We start from the raw sequence: 17,606 nt of genomic DNA on the forward strand, positions 1-17,606 counted from the left end.
CGACGACGAGGAGCTGCTCGAGCTGGTCGAGCTCGAGGTTCGCGAGCTGCTTTCGTCCTACGAGTTCCCGGGCGACGACATCCCGATCGTCAAGGGGTCGGCGCTGGCCGCTCTCGAAGACAGTGACAAGAAGATCGGCGAAGACGCGGTGCGCGAGCTGATGGCGGCGGTCGACGCCTACATCCCGACCCCCGAGCGTCCGATCAACATGCCGTTCCTGATGCCGATCGAGGACGTGTTCTCGATCTCGGGCCGCGGCACGGTCGTCACCGGCCGCGTCGAGCGCGGCGTCGTCAAGGTCGGCGAGGAAGTCGAGATCGTCGGCATCCGCGACACCAAGAAGACCACGGTCACCGGCGTCGAGATGTTCCGCAAGCTGCTCGACCAGGGCCAGGCCGGCGACAACATCGGCGCGCTGATCCGCGGTGTGGATCGCGAGGGCGTCGAGCGTGGACAGGTGCTGTGCAAGCCGGGTTCGGTGAAGCCGCACACCAAGTTCAAGGCCGAGGCCTACATCCTGACCAAGGAAGAGGGTGGCCGTCACACGCCGTTCTTCACCAACTACCGCCCGCAGTTCTACTTCCGCACGACGGACGTGACCGGCGTGTGCACGCTGCCCGAGGGCACCGAGATGGTGATGCCCGGCGACAACGTGACCATGGACGTGACGCTGATCGTCCCGATCGCGATGGAAGAGCGCCTGCGCTTCGCCATCCGTGAAGGCGGCCGCACCGTCGGCGCCGGCATCGTCGCGGCGATCGTCGAGTAGGACTGAAGCGTTCAAGGCCGGCGCGTGGTGGTCCATCCTGACCGCGAAGCGCCGGCCGTTTCGTCCCTTTTCTGAGGGGCGGGCGGGAGTTTCCCGCGCACGATTTGGCTGATGAGAAGAATGACAAGCGCTCGGAAAAGGGCTGGCTTGCCGGTCGCTTCCGACAGAGGACAATAGAACATGAACGGCCAGAATATCCGCATCCGTCTGAAGGCGTTCGACCATCGGGTCCTCGACGCTTCGACGCGCGAGATCGTCTCGACGGCCAAGCGCACGGGCGCGAATGTGCGCGGACCGATCCCGCTGCCGACGCGCATCGAGAAGTTCACCGTCAACCGCTCGCCGCACATCGACAAGAAGTCGCGAGAGCAGTTCGAAATGCGCACCCATAAGCGGCTTCTCGACATCGTCGATCCGACGCCGCAGACGGTCGATGCGCTGATGAAGCTCGACCTCGCCGCCGGCGTCGACGTCGAGATCAAGCTCTGATCAGAGCACGGGAAGGATAACGCCCATGCGTTCAGGTGTGATTGCACAGAAGGTCGGCATGACCCGCGTCTATAACGACGCCGGCGAGCATGTTCCGGTCACCGTCCTGAAGGTCGAGAACCTCCAGGTCGTCGCCCAGCGGACCCGCGACAAGAACGGTTACACCGCCGTTCAGCTCGGCGCCGGTCTCGCCAAGGTGAAGAACACGTCGAAGGCCATGCGGGGCGTATTCGCCCAGGCCTCCGTCGAGCCGAAGCGCAAGCTCGTCGAGTTTCGCGTCTCCGAGGACAACATGATCGACATCGGTGCCGAGATCACCGCCGATCATTTCGTCCCCGGCCAGATCGTGGACGTCACGGGCACCTCCATCGGCAAGGGTTTTGCCGGTGCGATGAAGCGCCACAACTTCGGCGGCCTTCGCGCCACCCACGGCGTGTCCGTGTCGCACCGTTCGCACGGTTCGACCGGTCAGCGCCAGGATCCGGGCAAGGTCTTCAAGAACAAGAAGATGGCCGGTCACATGGGCCAGGTCCGGGTGACCACCCAGAATCTCGAGATCGTGCGTACCGATCCCGAGAAGGGCCTGATCCTGGTCCGCGGCGCGGTGCCGGGTTCGAAGGGTGGCTGGATCGAGGTCCGCGACGCCGTCAAGGCGGCGCTGCCGGAGAACGCGCCGAAGCCGGCCGCGATTCGCCAGGCTGCGAACGACGGCGCCAAGGTCGAAGCGACCGAAGCCGAGGGGGCTGAGTAATGGACATCACGATCAAGAGCCTCGACGGTTCCGACGCCGGCCAGGTGACCCTGGCCGACGAGATCTTCGGCCTCGAGCCGCGCGAGGACATCCTCCAGCGCATGGTTCGCTGGCAGCTGGCCAAGCGCCAGCAGGGCACCCACGAGACCCTCGGTCGCGCCGAGATCGCTCGTACCGGCGCCAAGCTGTATCGCCAGAAGGGCACCGGTCGGGCCCGTCACGGCTCGGCCCGCGCGCCGCAGTTCCGCGGCGGCGGCAAGGCCCATGGCCCGACGACGCGCAGCCATGCCCATGATCTTCCCAAGAAGTTCCGGGCGCTGGCGCTGAAGCACGCGCTGTCGGCCAAGGCGAAGTCGGGCGGCATCATCGTCGTCGACGAGCTGAAGTCGGACGAGGCGAAGACCAAGGCGACGGTGAAGCGTTTCGCCGATCTCGGTCTTTCCAACGCGCTGATCATCGGCGGCGCCGAGCTGGACGAGAACTTCTCCCGTTCGGCCCGCAACATTCCGCACATCGACGTCCTGCCGGTTCAGGGCATCAATGTTTACGACATTCTGCGCCGGCAGACGCTGGTTCTGTCGAAGGCCGCAGTCGAGGCTCTCGAGGAGCGGTTCAAATGATCGATCTGCGCCATTACGACCTGATCACCTCGCCGGTGATCACGGAGAAGTCGACGCTCCTGTCGGAATCGAACCAGGTGGTCTTCAACGTTCCGGGCACCGCGACCAAGCCGCAGATCAAGGCGGCCGTCGAGAGCCTGTTCAACGTCAAGGTTTCCGCCGTCAACACCCTCGTCCGCAAGGGCAAGGTCAAGCGCTTCAAGGGCCGCGTCGGCCGTCAGAGCGACCAGAAGAAAGCCGTCGTGACGTTGGCCGAGGGCCACTCGATCGACGTCTCGACCGGACTCTGAGCGGGACCGGAGGAACAGGCAGATGGCACTGAAGAATTTCAAGCCGAACACGCCGAGCCAGCGCCAGCTGGTCATCGTCGACCGTTCGGGGCTCCACAAGGGCAAGCCGGTCAAGCACTTGACCGAAGGCCTCTCCCAGAAGGGCGGGCGCAACAACACCGGTCGCATCACCGCCCGCTACCAGGGCGGCGGACACAAGCGCACCTACCGCGTGGTCGACTTCAAGCGTCGCAAGCTGGACGTCGTCGGCACGGTGGAGCGGCTCGAATATGATCCGAACCGCACGGCCTTCATCGCGCTGATCCGGTATGCGGATGGCGAGCTCGCCTATATCCTGGCACCGCAGCGGCTCTCCGCCGGCGATCAGGTCGTCTCCGGCATGTCCGGCGTCGACGTGAAGCCCGGCAATGCGATGCCGCTGTCGGCCCTGCCGGTCGGCACCATCATCCACAATGTGGAGATGAAGCCGGAGAAGGGTGGCCAGATCGCCCGCTCGGCCGGGGCCTACGCCCAGCTGGTCGGCCGCGACCAGGGCATGGCGATCCTGCGCCTCAATTCGGGCGAGCAGCGGCTGGTGTCGTCCTCGTGCTTTGCGACGGTCGGTGCCGTGTCGAACCCCGACCACGGCAACATCAACCTCGGCAAGGCGGGTCGTTCGCGCTGGCTGGGCAAGCGTCCGCATGTTCGCGGCGTCGCGATGAACCCGGTCGACCATCCGCATGGCGGCGGCGAAGGCCGCACCTCCGGAGGCCGTCATCCGGTCACCCCGTGGGGCAAGCCGACCAAGGGCAAGCGCACGCGCCAGAACAAGGCGACCGACAAGTTCATCATGCGCTCGCGCCATCAGCGCAAGAAGTAAGGGATACTTTCAATGGCACGTTCTGTCTGGAAGGGCCCGTTCGTCGATGGCTTTCTTCTCAAGAAGGCCGACAAGGCCCGTTCGAGCGGTCGTAACGACGTCATCAAGATCTGGACCCGGCGGTCGACGATCCTGCCGCAGTTCGTTGGTCTGACCTTCGGCGTCTACAACGGCTCCAAGCACATTCCGGTCAATGTCAACGAGGACATGATCGGGCACAAGTTCGGCGAGTTCGCACCGACCCGTACCTATTACGGCCACGGCGCCGACAAAAAGGCGAAGAGGAAGTAACATGGGCAAGGCGAAGGCCGAGCGTCGGCTGGCGGAGAACGAGGCGAGGGCGGTAGCCCGCTCGATCCGCGTCAGCCCGCAGAAACTCAATCTCGTGGCTCAGCTGATCCGCGGCAAGAAGGTCGACCGGGCTCTCGCCGATCTCACCTTCTCGCGCAAGCGGATCGCCGAGACGGTCAAGAAGACGCTGGAAAGCGCCATCGCGAACGCCGAGAACAACCACGATCTCGACGTCGACGCCCTCGTCGTCGCCGAGGCCTATGTCGGCAAGTCGATCACGATGAAGCGCTTCCACGCCCGTGGGCGTGGCCGTGCGAGCCGTGTCGAGAAGCCGTTCGCGCATCTGACGATCGTCGTGCGCGAGGTCGAGGAAATCGAGGAGGCCGCATAAGATGGGTCAGAAAATCAATCCGACCGGTTTTCGGCTCGGCATCAACCGCACCTGGGATTCGCGCTGGTTCGCGAACAAGGGCGAGTACGGCCAGCTCCTCCACGAGGATCTGGAGATCCGTCGCTACCTGATGGAAGAGCTGAAGCAGGCGGCGGTCTCCAAGGTCGTCATCGAGCGTCCGCACAAGAAGTGCCGCATCACGATCCACTCGGCGCGTCCGGGCATCGTCATCGGCAAGAAGGGCGCCGACATCGAGAAGCTTCGCAAGAAGCTCTCCTCGATGACCAAGGCCGAGACGCACATCAACATCGTCGAGGTGCGCAAGCCCGAGATCGATGCGGCGCTGGTCGCCCAGTCGATCGCCCAGCAGCTGGAGCGCCGCGTGGCGTTCCGCCGGGCGATGAAGCGGGCCGTCCAGTCGGCGATGCGCCTCGGCGCGGAAGGCATCCGCATCAACTGCGGCGGCCGTCTCGGCGGTGCCGAGATCGCCCGCACGGAGTGGTACCGCGAAGGCCGCGTGCCGCTGCACACGCTGCGTGCGGACATCGACTACGGGACCGCCGAGGCGAAGACGGCCTATGGCATCTGCGGCGTCAAGGTCTGGATCTTCAAGGGCGAGATCCTCGAGCACGATCCGATGGCCGCCGAGCGTCGTCAGATCGAGGGCGATAGCCAGGGCGGCGGCGGTCGTCGCCGCGAGCACGCCTGAGGGCCATTAAGAATTCGGAGTTGGAAGGATGCTGCAGCCAAAGCGTACGAAGTACCGGAAGGCGTTCAAGGGACGCATTCACGGTACCTCCAAGGGCGGAACGGCTCTCAATTTCGGCGCCTATGGTCTGAAGGCCGTGGAGCCGGAGCGGGTCACCGCCCGCCAGATCGAGGCGGCTCGCCGCGCGATCACCCGTCAGATGAAGCGTCAGGGCCGGGTTTGGATCCGGATCTTCCCGGACCTGCCGGTCACGTCGAAGCCGACGGAAGTCCGCATGGGTAAGGGCAAGGGTTCGGTTGACTACTGGGCGGCCCGGGTGCATCCCGGCCGGATCATGTTCGAGATCGACGGCGTTTCCGAGGATATCGCCCGCGAGGCCCTGCGCCTCGGCGCGGCGAAGCTTCCGGTGCGCACGCGCTTCATCCAGCGCATTGCGGAATAAGGAGAGTTTGACGTGAAAGCTTCCGACGTCAGAAGGATGACCCAGGACGAACTCACCGACGAGCTCGCCAAGCTGAAGAAAGAGCAGTTCAACCTGCGTTTCCAGCGGGCCACGGGTCAACTCGAGAACACCGCGCGCGTGCGCCAGGTCCGTCGCGACATCGCCCGGATCAAGACGATCGCACGCGCCAAGGCGGACACCGCCCAGGCCTAAAGGACCAGACAATGCCGAAACGCATCCTGCAGGGGACGGTGGTCTCCGACAAGAACGACAAGACGGTGGTGGTGCTGGTGGAGCGTCGCTTCGCCCATCCGCTGCTGAAGAAGACCGTGCGCCGTTCGAAGAAGTACAAGGCGCATGACGAGGCCAACGCGGCCAAGGTCGGAGACATCGTCTCGATCGAGGAGTCGCGGCCGATCTCGAAGGACAAGAGCTGGATCGTCGTTTCCAGCGCGTCGTCGACGGCGCAAGCAGCAAGTTGAACGAATTCACCGGCGCGCCGCCTGTCGCGGCGTTTCCGGTGCCAAGCTTTTGAAGGCGGTCTGACATGATTCAGATGCAAACAAACCTCGACGTGGCTGACAATTCCGGCGCCCGTCGTGTCATGTGCATCAAAGTGCTGGGCGGCTCGAAGCGGAAGTACGCCTCGGTCGGCGACGTCATCGTCGTGTCCGTCAAGGAGGCGATCCCGCGCGGCCGCGTCAAGAAGGGCGATGTGATGAAGGCCGTGGTGGTTCGTACCGCCAAGGACATCCGCCGCGCCGACGGTTCGGTGATCCGGTTCGATTCGAACGCCGCCGTCCTGATCGACAACAAGAAAGAGCCGATCGGCACCCGTATCTTCGGACCGGTTCCCCGCGAATTGCGCGGCAAGAACCACATGAAGATCGTGTCGCTCGCCCCCGAAGTTCTTTAAGAGGAGAGCGGACGATGCAGAAGATCCGCAAAGGCGACACGGTCGTCGTGCTCGCCGGCAAGGACAAGGGCCGGTCGGGCGAAGTCATCAAGATGATGCCCAAGGACGACAAGGCGTTGGTCCAGGGCGTGAACATGGTCAAGCGCCACCAGCGCCAGACCGCTTCGCAGGAAGCCGGCATCATTTCCAAGGAAGCGCCGATCCACCTGTCGAACCTCGCGGTCGCCGACCCGAAGGACGGCAAGGCGACGAGGATCGGCTTCAAGACTCTCGAGGACGGCACCAAGGTGCGCGTTGCGAAGCGTTCGGGGGAAGAGATCAATGGCTGAAGCCGCCACCTACGAGCCCCGGCTCAAGCGCGTCTATCGCGAAGACATCCGCAAGGCGCTGCACGAGCAGTTCTCCTACGCCAACGACATGCAGGTTCCGCGGCTCGAGAAGGTCGTGATCAACATGGGCGTCGGTGAGGCCACCGGCGATTCCAAGAAGCCGACGGTCGCCGCCGAGGACCTCGCGCGGATCGCCGGCCAGAAGCCGGTGATCACCCGCGCCGGCAAGTCCATCGCGGGCTTCAAGGTCCGCGAGGGCATGCCGATCGGCTGCAAGGTCACGCTGCGCCGCGAGCGCATGTACGAGTTCGTGGATCGCCTGATCCAGATCGCACTGCCCCGGGTCCGCGACTTCCGCGGCCTCAATCCGAAGAGCTTTGACGGCCGTGGCAACTTCGCCATGGGCCTCAAGGAGCACATCGTGTTCCCCGAGATCAACTACGACAAGGTTGATCAGATGTGGGGCATGGACATCATCGTTTGTACGACGGCCTCGACGGACGAGGAAGCACGCGCCCTCCTGAAGGCGCTGAATTTCCCCTTCCGGACGAACTGACGCCTGTAACGGCAGACGAGCAAAGGACGAGACAATGGCCAAGAAGGGCATGATCGAACAGAACAAGCACCGTCAGCAACTGGTGGCGAAATACGCCGCCAAGCGGGCTGCTCTGAAGGCGATCACCAAGAATGCCGACGCTCCCATGGAAGAGCGTTTCAAGGCGCAGCTGGCACTGGCCGAGCTGCCCCGCAACGGTTCGAAGGTCCGCATCCGCAATCGCTGCGAAGTGACCGGTCGGCCCCGCGCCTATTATCGCAAGCTCAAGATGAGCCGTATCGCGCTCCGGGAACTCGGCAACAACGGCCAGATCCCCGGTATCGTCAAGTCGAGCTGGTAAGGAGGGTTCGTCATGTCTTTGTCTGATCCGCTCGGCGATATGCTGACCCGCATCCGCAATGCGGTCATGCGCAACAAGTCCTCGGTCACGACGCCGGCTTCCAAGCTGCGTGGCCGGGTGCTCGACGTCCTCAAGGACGAGGGCTACATCCGAGGCTATACCCTCACCGATTTCGGCAACGGCAAGTCCGAATACGAGATCGAGCTGAAGTACTACGAGGGCCAGGCCGTGATCCGGGAGATTGCCCGGGTTTCCAAGCCGGGTCGTCGCGTGTATGTCTCGGCGAAGACGATCCCGCAGGTCGCCAACGGCCTCGGCATCTCGGTTCTGTCGACGCCGAAGGGCGTGATGGCGGACCACAGTGCCCGCGAACAGAATGTCGGCGGCGAGATTCTCTGCCGGGTCTTCTGACGCGTTAGAATTTATGCCATAGGGCGGGTGTTGCGTCGGCTTTCGCGCCGCGCACCACCCGTCAGCATTTGAAAACGCACGGTATGTCGCCTCGAAAGGGCAGATGGCAGCCGCGCACGAAACGGACAGGGTTTCGAAATGTCCCGCATTGGTAAGAAGCCGGTCTCCGTGCCCGAGGGCGTCACCGCCTCGGTCGAGGGCCAGACCGTCACGGCCAAGGGCCCGAAGGGCGAGCTCGCCTTCGTCGTCAACGACGAAGTGCTGGTGAAGATGGAAGACGGTGCGGTCAAGGTGGACCCGCGCGATCAGTCCAAGGTGGCTCGTTCGAAGTGGGGCATGTCCCGCACGATGATCGAGAACATCTTCGCTGGCGTGAAGACCGGTTTCGAGAAGAAGCTCGAGATCAACGGCGTCGGCTATCGTGCGGCGCTGCAGGGCAAGAACCTGCAGTTGTCGCTGGGATTTTCCCACGAGGTCGTCTATCAGACGCCCGAGGGCATCTCGATTGCCGTGCCGAAGCCGACCGAGATCGTCGTCACCGGCATCGACAAGCAGCGCGTCGGCCAGGTCGCCGCGGAAATCCGCGAGTATCGCGGTCCCGAGCCTTACAAGGGCAAGGGCGTGAAGTACGCGGGCGAGAAGATCGTCCGTAAGGAAGGCAAGAAGAAGTAAGGTCCCGTCATGGCTACTCCTAAGGAATCGCTGCGGCGCCGTGCTTCGCGTATCCGCCGCTCACTCAAGAAGGTCGCGAACGGCCGCCCGCGTCTGTCGGTGCACCGCTCGTCGAAGAACATCTACGCGCAGGTCATCGACGACGAAGCAGGGCGCACGCTCGCCTCTGCCTCGACGCTCGAGCCGACCCTGCGCGGTGATCTGAAGACCGGTGCCGACGTCGCCGCGGCAACCGCCGTCGGCAAGCTCGTCGCCGAGCGCGCCAAGGAAGCGGGCGTCACCGACGTCGTCTTCGATCGCGGCGCGTTCATCTATCACGGCCGGGTCAAGGCCCTCGCCGATTCGGCCCGCGAGGCCGGCCTGAACTTCTGATCGGGCACATCACCCTTTGCGGCGGCGCTCCGGCGCCGCTGCTTCGCCCGGCCGCCTCTTGGCGGCCGTTCCCTTGGACGCCTCCGGAAAAAAACAAGGACTAGGATATGGCGCCTCGTAACGATCGCAATGATCGCCGTGACGATCACGACGACGGATTCGTCGACAAGCTCGTCCACATCAACCGCGTCGCGAAAGTCGTGAAGGGCGGACGCCGCTTCGGCTTCGCCGCACTCGTCGTCGTCGGCGACCTCAAGGGCCGCGTCGGCTTCGGCCACGGCAAGGCCCGCGAAGTGCCGGAAGCCATCCGCAAGGCCACGGAAGCCGCCAAGCGCGAGCTGATCTTCGTGCCGCTGCGCGATGGCCGCACGCTGCATCATGACGCCGCTGGCCGCCACGGCGCCGGCAAGGTCATCCTGCGCACGGCAGACGCCGGTACCGGCATCATCGCCGGTGGCCCGATGCGCGCCGTGTTCGAGGCCGTCGGCATGCACGACGTCGTCGCCAAGTCGCTCGGCTCGTCGAACCCCTACAACATGGTTCGCGCCACCTTCGACGCCCTGAAGAACGCGACCCATCCGAAGGACGTCGCGGCGCGTCGCGGCATCAAGTATTCGACGCTGCAGGCCCGTCGTCAGCATCATGGCGCGGCTCCCGCCGCCGCCGAAGATGCCGCTGCGGCGGAATGACCTGGCTGGCCTGCGTGCCATCGTTTGAAGGAGCCTGAGCATGGCCAATGACAAGACCGCCGGCAAGACGGTGACCGTCGAGCAGTACGGCAGCCCGATCCGCCGCCCGAAGGACCAGCGCCTGACGCTGGCGGGCCTCGGCCTCAACAAGATGAACCGCCGTCGCACCCTGGAAGACACGCCCGCCGTTCGCGGGATGATCGCCAAGGTCGCGCACATGGTCCGGGTCGTCGACGAGGCCTGATCGCCACGCACCGTCGGTCCGCGCGCAAGTCGTGCGGGCCAACCACCCCTTTTGACCGGGCCACCCGTCTGAGCGCTTGTGCGGCTCGATCGGCGGCCGAGGAGAAGAGACATGAAACTCAACGAGCTTTCCGACATCGAAGGCGCCACGCATTCGCGCAAGCGGGTGGGACGCGGCATCGGTTCGGGCAAGGGCAAGACCGGCGGACGCGGCGTCAAGGGCCAGAAGTCCCGTTCGGGCGTTGCCATCAACGCCTTCGAGGGTGGCCAGATGCCGCTCTACCGGCGTCTGCCGAAGCGCGGCTTCGTCAACATCTTTTCGAAGAACTACAACACCGTCTCGGTCGGCCGCCTGCAGCAGGCGGTGGACGCCGGCAAGCTGGATGCCTCGGCGCCGGTCGACGGTGCCGCGCTGATCGCCGCCGGCGTGATCCGTCGTCCCAAGGACGGCGTGCGGCTTCTGGGCGACGGCGAACTGACGGCCAAGCTGACCCTCACGGTCGCGGGCGCCTCGAAGTCGGCGATCGAGAAGGTCGAGAAGGCCGGCGGTTCGGTGACGGCAACGGTGGTGCGCAAGTCTTCCGATGCTGCCGAGGCTGCCTCGGCCTGAGGCTTCCCCACAGGGATGCCCTGAGGCGTCCTGCGGAGAGGCCATAGGCATCCTCGAGAAGCAATGAACTTCGTCGGCCGGTCCTGCCGGCCGACGTCACGAGCGGGCTGGACGCTCATCGCGCAACGTGCCGTTCCCGACGGGGACATTTGGGCGCTTGCGTGGCAGAGCACACCCGCTTATTTGACGGGTCTCGGCAAAGGATCCGTCTCAAGCCCGAGTCCGGTCGGGCGCCAGAAGCGCTGCTCGGCCGTATAGGGGACAACCCGGGGAGCTCCTCGTTATGGCATCGGCAGCGGAACAACTTGCCGCCAACCTGAATTTCTCGGCCTTTTCGAAGGCTGAGGATCTGAAGAAGCGCATCTGGTTCACCCTCGGCGCTCTCCTCGTCTATCGCCTCGGAACCTACATTCCGATGCCCGGCATCGACCCGGCCGCGCTCGCCCAGGCGTTCCAGCAGCAGTCGACCGGCATTCTCGGCCTGTTCAACATGTTTTCCGGCGGCGCCGTCGGCCGCATGGCGATCTTCGCCCTCGGAATCATGCCCTACATCTCGGCATCGATCATCATCCAGCTGATGACGTCGGTCGTCCCCTCGCTCGAGAACCTCAAGAAGGAGGGCGAGCAGGGCCGCAAGGTGATCAACCAGTACACCCGCTACGGCACCGTGCTGCTCGCGACCTTCCAGGCCTATGGCATCGCCGTCGGCCTCGAGACGCAGGCCGGCCTCGTCGTCGATCCGGGCTGGTTCTTCCGCATCTCGGCGGTGATCACGCTGGTCGGCGGCACGATGTTCCTGATGTGGCTCGGCGAGCAGATCACCTCGCGCGGCATCGGCAACGGCATTTCGCTGATCATCTTCGCCGGCATCGTCGCGCATCTTCCGGCCGCCATCGCCAATCTCCTGGAACTCGGCCGCACCGGCGCGCTGTCGACCGCGGTGATCCTCCTGGTGATCGTTGTCGCCATCGCCTGCATCGCCTTCATCGTGTTCTTCGAGCGGGCCCAGCGCCGGCTGCTGATCCAGTATCCGAAGCGACAGGTCGGCAACCGGATGTTCCAGGGCGACACCTCGCACCTGCCGCTGAAGCTCAACACCGCCGGCGTCATCCCGCCGATCTTCGCCTCGTCGCTGCTGCTTCTGCCGGTCACGGTCGCGAACTTCACCGACACCTCGACGCTGCCCGACTGGGCGACGGCGGTGGTCGCGGCGCTCGGCCACGGCCAGTGGCTCTACATGCTGCTCTATGCCGCGCTGATCGCCTTCTTCGCCTTCTTCTACACGGCGGTGGTCTTCAATCCGAAGGACACGGCGGACAATCTGAAGAAGCATGGCGGGTTCATCCCGGGCATTCGGCCGGGCGAGCGGACGGCCGAGTACATCGACTACGTCCTGACCCGCATCACCGTCGTCGGTGCGATCTACCTTGTGCTCATCTGTCTTTTGCCCGAGTTTCTGATTTCCGCCGCGGGCGTTCCGTTCTATCTCGGTGGAACGTCGCTGCTCATCGTCGTCTCCGTGACGATGGACACCGTGGCGCAGATCCAGGGCCACCTCTTGGCCCATCAGTATGAAGGCCTCGTCAAGAAGGCGAAGCTCAGAGGGGGGAGACGCGGAGCACGATGAAGCTGATTTTGCTTGGGCCGCCGGGAGCGGGGAAGGGTACGCAGGCACAGCGTCTGGTCAATCGTCACAACATCCCGCAGCTTTCCACGGGTGACATGCTGCGGGCCGCCGTCGCCGCCGAAACGGAAGTCGGCAAACAGGCGAAGGCGATCATGGACGCGGGCCATCTGGTGCCGGACGAGGTGGTCAACGCCATCGTCGCGGACCGGATCGCCGAGGATGACTGCACCGAGGGCTTCATCCTCGACGGTTATCCGCGCACGCTGAAGCAGGCGGATGCGCTGGAAGCGCTGCTCGAGCGGCGGGGTCAGCACCTCGACCACGTCATCGAGCTGAAGGTCGACGACGACGTCCTCGTCACCCGCGTCTCCGGTCGCTTCTCCTGCGCCAACTGTGGCACCGTCTATCACGACGTGGATCGCCTGCCGAAGGTCGAGGGGACCTGCGACAACTGCGGCTCGACCGAGTTCAAGCGGCGGCCGGACGACAATGCGGAGACCATGCGGTCGCGGTTGCGGACCTACTACAAGGAAACCTCGCCGCTGGTCGGCTACTACCACTGCAAGGGCACGCTGCGCTCCATCGACGGCATGGCGGCGATGGACGAGGTGACCGAAAGCATCGAAGAGATCGTGAAGGGTTGATTCGCGTATTTCGGTGGCCGGGGTGGCAGACCACTCCGGCCGCGACCCTCATGGCCAGTCTTTCCGGCATCATCGTTCCTCCTCGAAGGAACGTCCTCGGATGAAGGGCGAATTCATCACCGTGACGCCGACAACGACCCTCGATCCCGTGAACACCGCCGCGACCAGCGAGGTCGGCAACCGTGAGGCGCTGGAGCCGTCCAGCCCGGTCGCCGTGTTCGGCATGGACGAGCCGCTGCGGCTGGATGCCGGCATCGATCTCGCGCCCGTCCGCATCGCCTACAACACCTACGGCGAACTCAACGCGGACCGCACCAACGCCATCCTCGTCTGCCACGCCTTGACCGGCGATCACTATGCGGCCAGCCGCTCGCCGGTGACCGGCAAGCCCGGCTGGTGGTCGTCGATCATCGGCCCCGGCAAGCCGATCGACACCGACAAGTACTTCGTCATCTGTTCCAACGTCATCGGCGGCTGCCTCGGCTCGACCGGGCCGGCCTCGATCGACCCGGAGACCGGCGAGCCCTACGGCTTGTCGCTCCCGGTGATCACCATTCGTGACATGGTGCGGGCGCAGGCGATGCTGGTCGAACGGCTCGGAATCGAGACGCTGTTCGCGGTCATCGGCGGATCGATGGGCGGCATGCAGGTGCTGCAATGGACGGTGAGCTACCCCGACAAGGTGTTCGCGGCCCTGCCGATCGCCACCGGCGCACGGCACTCGGCCCAGAACATCGCCTTCCATGAGGTCGGCCGCCAGGCGGTGATGGCCGATCCGGACTGGCAGGGCGGGCGGTATTTCATGCAGGGGAAGCGCCCGGTGAAGGGCCTCGCCGTCGCGCGGATGACGGCCCATGTCACCTACCTGTCCGAGATGGCGCTGCAGCGCAAGTTCGGCCGCAACCTGCAGGACAGGGAGGCGTTCGGCTTCGGCTTCGACGCCGACTTCCAGATCGAGAGCTATCTGCGCCACCAGGGGATGACCTTCGTCGACCGGTTCGACGCCAACTCCTATCTCTACATGACCCGGGCGATGGACTATTTCGACATCGCCGCGGATTATGGCGGGTCGCTGGCCAAGGCGTTCCAGGGCTCGCAGACGCGCTTCTGCCTCGTCTCGTTCTCGTCCGACTGGCTGTTCCCGACCGAGGAGAACCGGGCCGTCGTCCATGCCCTCAATGCGGCTGCGGCGTCGGTGTCCTTCGTCGAGATCGACACCGACCGCGGCCACGACGCGTTCCTTCTGGAGGAGCCGAATTTCTTTGCGGCGATCGAGGGCTTCGTTTCCTCGGCGGCGCGGGCGAGGGGGCTCGACCGGTGACGCTCTCCGCCGACACCCATACCAGCGGCCCGACCGCGACGACCGACACGGTGGCCGCCATGCCGGCCGGGATCCGCCTCGACCTCGAGGTCATCGCCGATCTCGTGGCGGAGCGGGCCCGGGTGCTCGACATTGGCTGCGGCGACGGCGCGCTGCTCGAACTTCTGCAGGAGCGCCGCAAGGTCGACGGTCGCGGCGTCGAGCTCAGCCAGGCTGGCGTCAACGAATGCGTTGCCCGCGGCCTCTCGGTGATCCAGGGCGACGCGGACCGCGACCTCGTCCACTATCCGGACGACGCCTTCGACTACGTGATCCTGTCGCAGACGATCCAGGCGACCCGCAATCCCAAGGTCGTCCTGTCGGAACTCCTCAGGATCGGCCAGCGGGCGATCGTCTCCTTCCCGAATTTCGGCCACTGGACGATCCGCTATTCGGTGGCGCTGCGTGGCCGCATGCCGGTGACCCGCAATCTCTCCCATTCCTGGTACGAGACCCCGAACATCCACTTCTGCACGATCCGCGACTTCGTCGCCCTGGCCGACGAGCTCGGGGCGACGGTCGAGACGGCCATCGCCATCAACGCCACCGGCCAGAAGATGGGCATGAAGATGCCCTGGTGGTTCTGGAACCTGTTCGGCCAGCAGGCGGTGTTCGTCCTCAAGCGGTAGCCGAGCGCCGGGCCCGACCCTGGGATCGAGCCCGCGCTGCGCTTGAGCGGCAACCCCTCGGCGCCGGTCGAAGACCCGCCGACGGGATGGCGCGCCGTCCTGCGTTCAGCGCTTGGCGCCGTCCTCGCCGTCGTCCTGGAGGACGCGCCAGCTGGCGCCGTCGAGGTCCTCGTACTGGCCGCTCTTCAGCGCCCAGAAGAAGGCGAACAGCCCCGCAAGACCGAGCAGGAGGGCGATCGGCACGAGGATCAGGAGGACGGTCATGCGGCCAGCTCCACGTCCAGCCCCTGACGATCGGCGCTTCGATGTGGCGTGGGCGCTGCGGCCCGGGCGGGACGTCCCGCCAGTTTGCTGCCGCGGGACAAACGCAGGCTGTTGGCGACGACGACGATCGAGGATGCCGACATGGCGATCGCGGCGACCAGCGGCGTGACGTGGCCGGCGACGGCCAGCGGTACGGCGATGACGTTGTAGAGAATGGCGAGGGCGAAGTTGCCCCGCACCAGCCCGCGGGCCCGGCGGGCGACGGCGACGACGAAGGGCACCGCTTCGAGGCTGTCGCGGGTGAACACGAAGTCCGCGGCGAGCCGCCCCGCGTCGCAGGCCGAGGCGGGCGCCATCGAGACGTCGCCCGCCGCAAGGCTCGGGGCGTCGTTCAGGCCGTCGCCGACCATCAGCACATGGTGACCGGCCGCCTGAAGCTGCCGGATCCGGGCGATCTTGTCGCCGGGCGTCCGCTCGCTGGAGAAGCGGTCGATGCCGAGCGCCGCCGCCGCCCGCGCGACCGGCGCCCTGCCGTCGCCGGACAGGATCTCGACCGGCAGATGCGCCTCTGCGAGCGTGGCGACCGCGTTGGCGGCGCCCTCCCTCAGCTGCTCGTCCAGCGTGAAGCCTGCGATCTGTCCGCCTTCGAAGGCGAAGGCGACGCTGCCGGACGACGTTGCGCTGCCGGCGCCGGCATCCGGCCTTGCGGCGATCTCGGCGACCCAGGCAGGACGCCCGAGGCGTGCGTTGCGTCCGCCGATCCGCGCCTCGACGCCGAAGCCCGGCACCTCGCGCACGGCCTCGAGCAGAGGCTCGGCGCCCCCTGGCAGCCCGTCGCGGATCGCGAGGGATGCCGGATGCGAGGAGCGGGCGGCCAGCGCCCGCGCGGCATCGCTCTCGGCCCCGTCGCGAAGGTCCGTCGCGGCGAGCCGGGGCGTGCCGGTGGTGAGGGTCCCGGTCTTGTCGAACACCACCGTGTCGATCTCCGCGAGCCGCTCCAGGGCCGAGCCGTCCTTCATCAGGATGCCGGCATCGAACAGCCTGGCGGCGCCGACCACGTGGACGACCGGCACCGCCAGCCCGAGGGCGCAGGGGCAGGTGACGATGAGCACCGCGATCGCGATCGTCAGGGCGTGATACCAGTCGCCGCCGCTGGCGATCAGCCAGCCGAGGAAGGCGGCGGCGGCGACGAGATGGACGACCGGCGCATAGAGCCGCGCCGCCCGGTCGGCGACGCGCACATAGGCGCCGCGCCCCTGTTCCGCCGCCTCCATCATCGCCATGATCTCGGCGAGGAAGCTGTCGCCGGCCGCCGACAGCGCCTCCACCTCGAGCGGACCGGACAGGTTGAGGACGCCGGCCTCGACGCGCATGCCGGCGGCCGCGAGCACCGGCTCGCTCTCGCCGGTGACGAGAGAGCGGTCGAGTTCGCTCGACCCTTCCAGAATGCGTGCGTCGACGGGCATGCGATCGCCCGCTGGCACCCGCAGCCGCATGCCGGGCCGCACCTCGTCGATCGGGACGTAGAACTGCTCGGCGCCCTCCACCCGGATCGCGCCCCTGGCCGCCAGCCTTGCGATGCCGAGGACGGCGCTGCGGGCGCGCTCGCGCATCAGCTGGTCGAGATAGCGGCCGACGAGAAGGAAGAAGGTCAGCGTCACCGCCGCGTCGAAATAGGCCTCGGCGCCGCCGGTCAGGCTCTCGGCGAGGCTCATGACCAGGGACAGGGCGAGGGCGAGGGCGATCGGCACGTCCATGTTGAGCTGCCCGGCCCGCAGGGCGGCGAAGGCCGAGCGGAAGAACACCTGGCCGGCGACGGCGACGGCGGGCACGGCGATCAGCGCGGAGATCAGGTGGAAGAGGTCGCGGGTGGCGGCGTCGGCGCCGGACCAGACCGAGACGGAGAGCAGCATGACGTTGGCGGCGGCAAATCCGGCGATCCCCAGCGCCGTCAGGAGCTTTGCCGACTCCTTCTGGCGCGCAAGGTCGCCGAGGTCGCCGAGGTCGACGGGGGTGCCGGGATAGCCGAGGCGCGCGAGCGTCGCAGCGATCGGCAGCGGCGAGACATCGGCCGAGGCCAGGACGACCGTCAGCCGGCGGAGCGTCAGGTTGACGCGCACCGAGACGACCCCGTCAAGCGGTCGGAGTGCGCCTTCGATCGCGGCGATGCAGGCGCCACAATGAACCGACGGTACCGAGAAGACATAGGTGGCGGTGCCGTCCTCGGCGAGACGGCCCGCATGCCTGAGCGCTTCGCCCCTCACGTCGGTGGTGATGGCGCGGTCGTCGCTTTCGGCAAGTTCCAGGGAGGGACTGCAGCAGCTCATCGCCGG

At 66.1% G+C, this 17,606-nt stretch carries 28 protein-coding genes; 26 read left to right on the top strand and 2 right to left on the bottom strand.

What is annotated here, in order from left to right:
• The 26 genes from ATO4_RS22565 to metW form a co-directional block, all read left to right on the top strand.
• Positions 1-769: elongation factor Tu (locus ATO4_RS22565; protein ID WP_083592702.1), on the top strand; the 769-nt coding region annotated here is incomplete at its 5' end.
• 180 nt (positions 770-949) lie between these two features.
• Entirely contained in the window at positions 950-1,258 is a 309-nt protein-coding gene (gene rpsJ / locus ATO4_RS22570; protein WP_007066362.1) for a 30S ribosomal protein S10, read from the top strand.
• A 25-nt stretch (positions 1,259-1,283) separates the two neighbouring features.
• Positions 1,284-2,009, top strand: coding sequence for a 50S ribosomal protein L3 (gene rplC, locus ATO4_RS22575; RefSeq protein WP_083594031.1), 726 nt, complete (start codon positions 1,284-1,286; stop codon positions 2,007-2,009).
• Positions 2,009-2,629, top strand: a complete 621-nt coding sequence (gene rplD, locus ATO4_RS22580; RefSeq protein ID WP_083594032.1) for a 50S ribosomal protein L4 — start codon at positions 2,009-2,011, stop codon at positions 2,627-2,629. Before rplC ends, rplD begins: the two co-directional genes overlap by 1 nt.
• Complete coding sequence (locus ATO4_RS22585; protein WP_083594033.1) at positions 2,626-2,919, top strand: 50S ribosomal protein L23; 294 nt, start codon at positions 2,626-2,628, stop codon at positions 2,917-2,919. Before rplD ends, ATO4_RS22585 begins: the two co-directional genes overlap by 4 nt.
• 22 nt (positions 2,920-2,941) lie before the next feature.
• Positions 2,942-3,778, top strand: coding sequence for a 50S ribosomal protein L2 (rplB, locus tag ATO4_RS22590; RefSeq protein WP_083594034.1), 837 nt, complete (start codon positions 2,942-2,944; stop codon positions 3,776-3,778).
• A gap of 12 nt (positions 3,779-3,790) precedes the next feature.
• Positions 3,791-4,069, top strand: a complete 279-nt coding sequence (gene rpsS, locus ATO4_RS22595) for a 30S ribosomal protein S19 (protein WP_083594035.1) — start codon at positions 3,791-3,793, stop codon at positions 4,067-4,069.
• A gap of 1 nt (position 4,070) precedes the next feature.
• Positions 4,071-4,460, top strand: coding sequence for a 50S ribosomal protein L22 (gene rplV, locus ATO4_RS22600; protein WP_083594036.1), 390 nt, complete (start codon positions 4,071-4,073; stop codon positions 4,458-4,460).
• A 1-nt stretch (position 4,461) separates the two neighbouring features.
• A complete protein-coding gene (gene rpsC, locus ATO4_RS22605; RefSeq protein ID WP_083594037.1) occupies positions 4,462-5,169 on the top strand; it encodes a 30S ribosomal protein S3 in 708 nt (235 codons plus the stop codon).
• A 28-nt stretch (positions 5,170-5,197) separates the two neighbouring features.
• Entirely contained in the window at positions 5,198-5,611 is a 414-nt protein-coding gene (rplP, locus tag ATO4_RS22610; RefSeq protein WP_083594038.1) for a 50S ribosomal protein L16, read from the top strand.
• A gap of 12 nt (positions 5,612-5,623) precedes the next feature.
• The gene (gene rpmC, locus ATO4_RS22615) at positions 5,624-5,824 is read left to right on the top strand and encodes a 50S ribosomal protein L29 (RefSeq protein WP_083594039.1); all 201 of its coding nucleotides are present in this window, start codon (positions 5,624-5,626) and stop codon (positions 5,822-5,824) included.
• Between the two features lie 11 nt (positions 5,825-5,835).
• A complete protein-coding gene (rpsQ, locus tag ATO4_RS22620; protein ID WP_083594040.1) occupies positions 5,836-6,093 on the top strand; it encodes a 30S ribosomal protein S17 in 258 nt (85 codons plus the stop codon).
• A 65-nt stretch (positions 6,094-6,158) separates the two neighbouring features.
• A complete protein-coding gene (gene rplN / locus ATO4_RS22625; RefSeq protein WP_083594041.1) occupies positions 6,159-6,527 on the top strand; it encodes a 50S ribosomal protein L14 in 369 nt (122 codons plus the stop codon).
• Positions 6,528-6,541: 14 nt separating this feature from the next.
• Positions 6,542-6,856, top strand: coding sequence for a 50S ribosomal protein L24 (gene rplX, locus ATO4_RS22630; protein WP_083594042.1), 315 nt, complete (start codon positions 6,542-6,544; stop codon positions 6,854-6,856).
• Positions 6,849-7,412, top strand: coding sequence for a 50S ribosomal protein L5 (gene rplE / locus ATO4_RS22635; RefSeq protein WP_083594043.1), 564 nt, complete (start codon positions 6,849-6,851; stop codon positions 7,410-7,412). Before rplX ends, rplE begins: the two co-directional genes overlap by 8 nt.
• 34 nt (positions 7,413-7,446) lie before the next feature.
• On the top strand, positions 7,447-7,752 hold the full coding sequence (rpsN, locus tag ATO4_RS22640; RefSeq protein WP_083594044.1) for a 30S ribosomal protein S14: 306 nt from the start codon (positions 7,447-7,449) through the stop codon (positions 7,750-7,752).
• A 12-nt stretch (positions 7,753-7,764) separates the two neighbouring features.
• Positions 7,765-8,163: a 30S ribosomal protein S8 gene (gene rpsH / locus ATO4_RS22645; protein ID WP_083594045.1), complete on the top strand. Its 399-nt coding sequence runs from the start codon at positions 7,765-7,767 to the stop codon at positions 8,161-8,163.
• A 138-nt stretch (positions 8,164-8,301) separates the two neighbouring features.
• Positions 8,302-8,835 (top strand): 50S ribosomal protein L6, encoded by a 534-nt coding sequence (gene rplF, locus ATO4_RS22650; RefSeq protein ID WP_083594046.1) that lies wholly within the window; start codon positions 8,302-8,304, stop codon positions 8,833-8,835.
• A gap of 9 nt (positions 8,836-8,844) precedes the next feature.
• A complete protein-coding gene (gene rplR / locus ATO4_RS22655; protein WP_083594047.1) occupies positions 8,845-9,207 on the top strand; it encodes a 50S ribosomal protein L18 in 363 nt (120 codons plus the stop codon).
• Between the two features lie 107 nt (positions 9,208-9,314).
• Positions 9,315-9,896 carry a 30S ribosomal protein S5 gene (rpsE, locus tag ATO4_RS22660; protein WP_083594048.1) on the top strand — a complete coding sequence of 194 codons (582 nt, stop codon included), beginning with the start codon at positions 9,315-9,317 and terminating at the stop codon, positions 9,894-9,896.
• Positions 9,897-9,936: 40 nt separating this feature from the next.
• On the top strand, positions 9,937-10,140 hold the full coding sequence (rpmD, locus tag ATO4_RS22665) for a 50S ribosomal protein L30 (protein WP_083594049.1): 204 nt from the start codon (positions 9,937-9,939) through the stop codon (positions 10,138-10,140).
• 111 nt (positions 10,141-10,251) lie between these two features.
• Positions 10,252-10,749, top strand: coding sequence for a 50S ribosomal protein L15 (rplO, locus tag ATO4_RS22670; RefSeq protein ID WP_083594050.1), 498 nt, complete (start codon positions 10,252-10,254; stop codon positions 10,747-10,749).
• 283 nt (positions 10,750-11,032) lie between these two features.
• The gene (secY, locus tag ATO4_RS22675; RefSeq protein WP_083594051.1) at positions 11,033-12,376 is read left to right on the top strand and encodes a preprotein translocase subunit SecY; all 1,344 of its coding nucleotides are present in this window, start codon (positions 11,033-11,035) and stop codon (positions 12,374-12,376) included.
• Positions 12,373-13,020, top strand: a complete 648-nt coding sequence (locus ATO4_RS22680; RefSeq protein ID WP_083594052.1) for an adenylate kinase — start codon at positions 12,373-12,375, stop codon at positions 13,018-13,020. Before secY ends, ATO4_RS22680 begins: the two co-directional genes overlap by 4 nt.
• 100 nt (positions 13,021-13,120) lie before the next feature.
• The gene (locus ATO4_RS22685; protein WP_083594053.1) at positions 13,121-14,341 is read left to right on the top strand and encodes a homoserine O-acetyltransferase; all 1,221 of its coding nucleotides are present in this window, start codon (positions 13,121-13,123) and stop codon (positions 14,339-14,341) included.
• Between the two features lie 59 nt (positions 14,342-14,400).
• On the top strand, positions 14,401-15,009 hold the full coding sequence (gene metW / locus ATO4_RS22690; protein WP_083594087.1) for a methionine biosynthesis protein MetW: 609 nt from the start codon (positions 14,401-14,403) through the stop codon (positions 15,007-15,009).
• Positions 15,010-15,114: 105 nt separating this feature from the next.
• Here the strand turns inward: metW and ccoS are convergent, their stop codons facing one another.
• Together ccoS and ATO4_RS22700 are read right to left on the bottom strand one after the other, a co-directional pair.
• Complete coding sequence (ccoS, locus tag ATO4_RS22695) at positions 15,115-15,273, bottom strand: cbb3-type cytochrome oxidase assembly protein CcoS (RefSeq protein ID WP_083594054.1); 159 nt, start codon at positions 15,271-15,273, stop codon at positions 15,115-15,117.
• Positions 15,270-17,600 (bottom strand): heavy metal translocating P-type ATPase, encoded by a 2,331-nt coding sequence (locus ATO4_RS22700; protein WP_083594055.1) that lies wholly within the window; start codon positions 17,598-17,600, stop codon positions 15,270-15,272. The genes ccoS and ATO4_RS22700 overlap by 4 nt, the downstream gene beginning before the upstream one ends.
• Positions 17,601-17,606: the final 6 nt, after the last annotated feature.

This window comes from Aurantimonas sp. 22II-16-19i, from assembly GCF_002088275.1.
GTDB lineage: Bacteria > Pseudomonadota > Alphaproteobacteria > Rhizobiales > Rhizobiaceae > Jiella.

Coding starts and splice junctions, on each gene's coding strand:
- rplC (WP_083594031.1), top strand. CDS start 1,284: ATGCGTTCAGGTGTGATTGCACAGAAGGTCGGCATGACCCGCGTCTAT.
- rplV (WP_083594036.1), top strand. CDS start 4,071: ATGGGCAAGGCGAAGGCCGAGCGTCGGCTGGCGGAGAACGAGGCGAGG.
- secY (WP_083594051.1), top strand. CDS start 11,033: ATGGCATCGGCAGCGGAACAACTTGCCGCCAACCTGAATTTCTCGGCC.
- rplN (WP_083594041.1), top strand. CDS start 6,159: ATGATTCAGATGCAAACAAACCTCGACGTGGCTGACAATTCCGGCGCC.
- rpsC (WP_083594037.1), top strand. CDS start 4,462: ATGGGTCAGAAAATCAATCCGACCGGTTTTCGGCTCGGCATCAACCGC.
- rpsN (WP_083594044.1), top strand. CDS start 7,447: ATGGCCAAGAAGGGCATGATCGAACAGAACAAGCACCGTCAGCAACTG.
- rplX (WP_083594042.1), top strand. CDS start 6,542: ATGCAGAAGATCCGCAAAGGCGACACGGTCGTCGTGCTCGCCGGCAAG.
- rpsQ (WP_083594040.1), top strand. CDS start 5,836: ATGCCGAAACGCATCCTGCAGGGGACGGTGGTCTCCGACAAGAACGAC.
- rpsE (WP_083594048.1), top strand. CDS start 9,315: ATGGCGCCTCGTAACGATCGCAATGATCGCCGTGACGATCACGACGAC.
- rpsJ (WP_007066362.1), top strand. CDS start 950: ATGAACGGCCAGAATATCCGCATCCGTCTGAAGGCGTTCGACCATCGG.
- rplF (WP_083594046.1), top strand. CDS start 8,302: ATGTCCCGCATTGGTAAGAAGCCGGTCTCCGTGCCCGAGGGCGTCACC.
- rplE (WP_083594043.1), top strand. CDS start 6,849: ATGGCTGAAGCCGCCACCTACGAGCCCCGGCTCAAGCGCGTCTATCGC.
- ATO4_RS22585 (WP_083594033.1), top strand. CDS start 2,626: ATGATCGATCTGCGCCATTACGACCTGATCACCTCGCCGGTGATCACG.
- rplB (WP_083594034.1), top strand. CDS start 2,942: ATGGCACTGAAGAATTTCAAGCCGAACACGCCGAGCCAGCGCCAGCTG.
- rpsS (WP_083594035.1), top strand. CDS start 3,791: ATGGCACGTTCTGTCTGGAAGGGCCCGTTCGTCGATGGCTTTCTTCTC.
- metW (WP_083594087.1), top strand. CDS start 14,401: ATGCCGGCCGGGATCCGCCTCGACCTCGAGGTCATCGCCGATCTCGTG.
- ccoS (WP_083594054.1), bottom strand. CDS start 15,273: ATGACCGTCCTCCTGATCCTCGTGCCGATCGCCCTCCTGCTCGGTCTT.
- ATO4_RS22680 (WP_083594052.1), top strand. CDS start 12,373: ATGAAGCTGATTTTGCTTGGGCCGCCGGGAGCGGGGAAGGGTACGCAG.
- rplP (WP_083594038.1), top strand. CDS start 5,198: ATGCTGCAGCCAAAGCGTACGAAGTACCGGAAGGCGTTCAAGGGACGC.
- ATO4_RS22700 (WP_083594055.1), bottom strand. CDS start 17,600: ATGAGCTGCTGCAGTCCCTCCCTGGAACTTGCCGAAAGCGACGACCGC.
- rplR (WP_083594047.1), top strand. CDS start 8,845: ATGGCTACTCCTAAGGAATCGCTGCGGCGCCGTGCTTCGCGTATCCGC.
- rplO (WP_083594050.1), top strand. CDS start 10,252: ATGAAACTCAACGAGCTTTCCGACATCGAAGGCGCCACGCATTCGCGC.
- ATO4_RS22685 (WP_083594053.1), top strand. CDS start 13,121: ATGAAGGGCGAATTCATCACCGTGACGCCGACAACGACCCTCGATCCC.
- rpsH (WP_083594045.1), top strand. CDS start 7,765: ATGTCTTTGTCTGATCCGCTCGGCGATATGCTGACCCGCATCCGCAAT.
- rpmD (WP_083594049.1), top strand. CDS start 9,937: ATGGCCAATGACAAGACCGCCGGCAAGACGGTGACCGTCGAGCAGTAC.
- rplD (WP_083594032.1), top strand. CDS start 2,009: ATGGACATCACGATCAAGAGCCTCGACGGTTCCGACGCCGGCCAGGTG.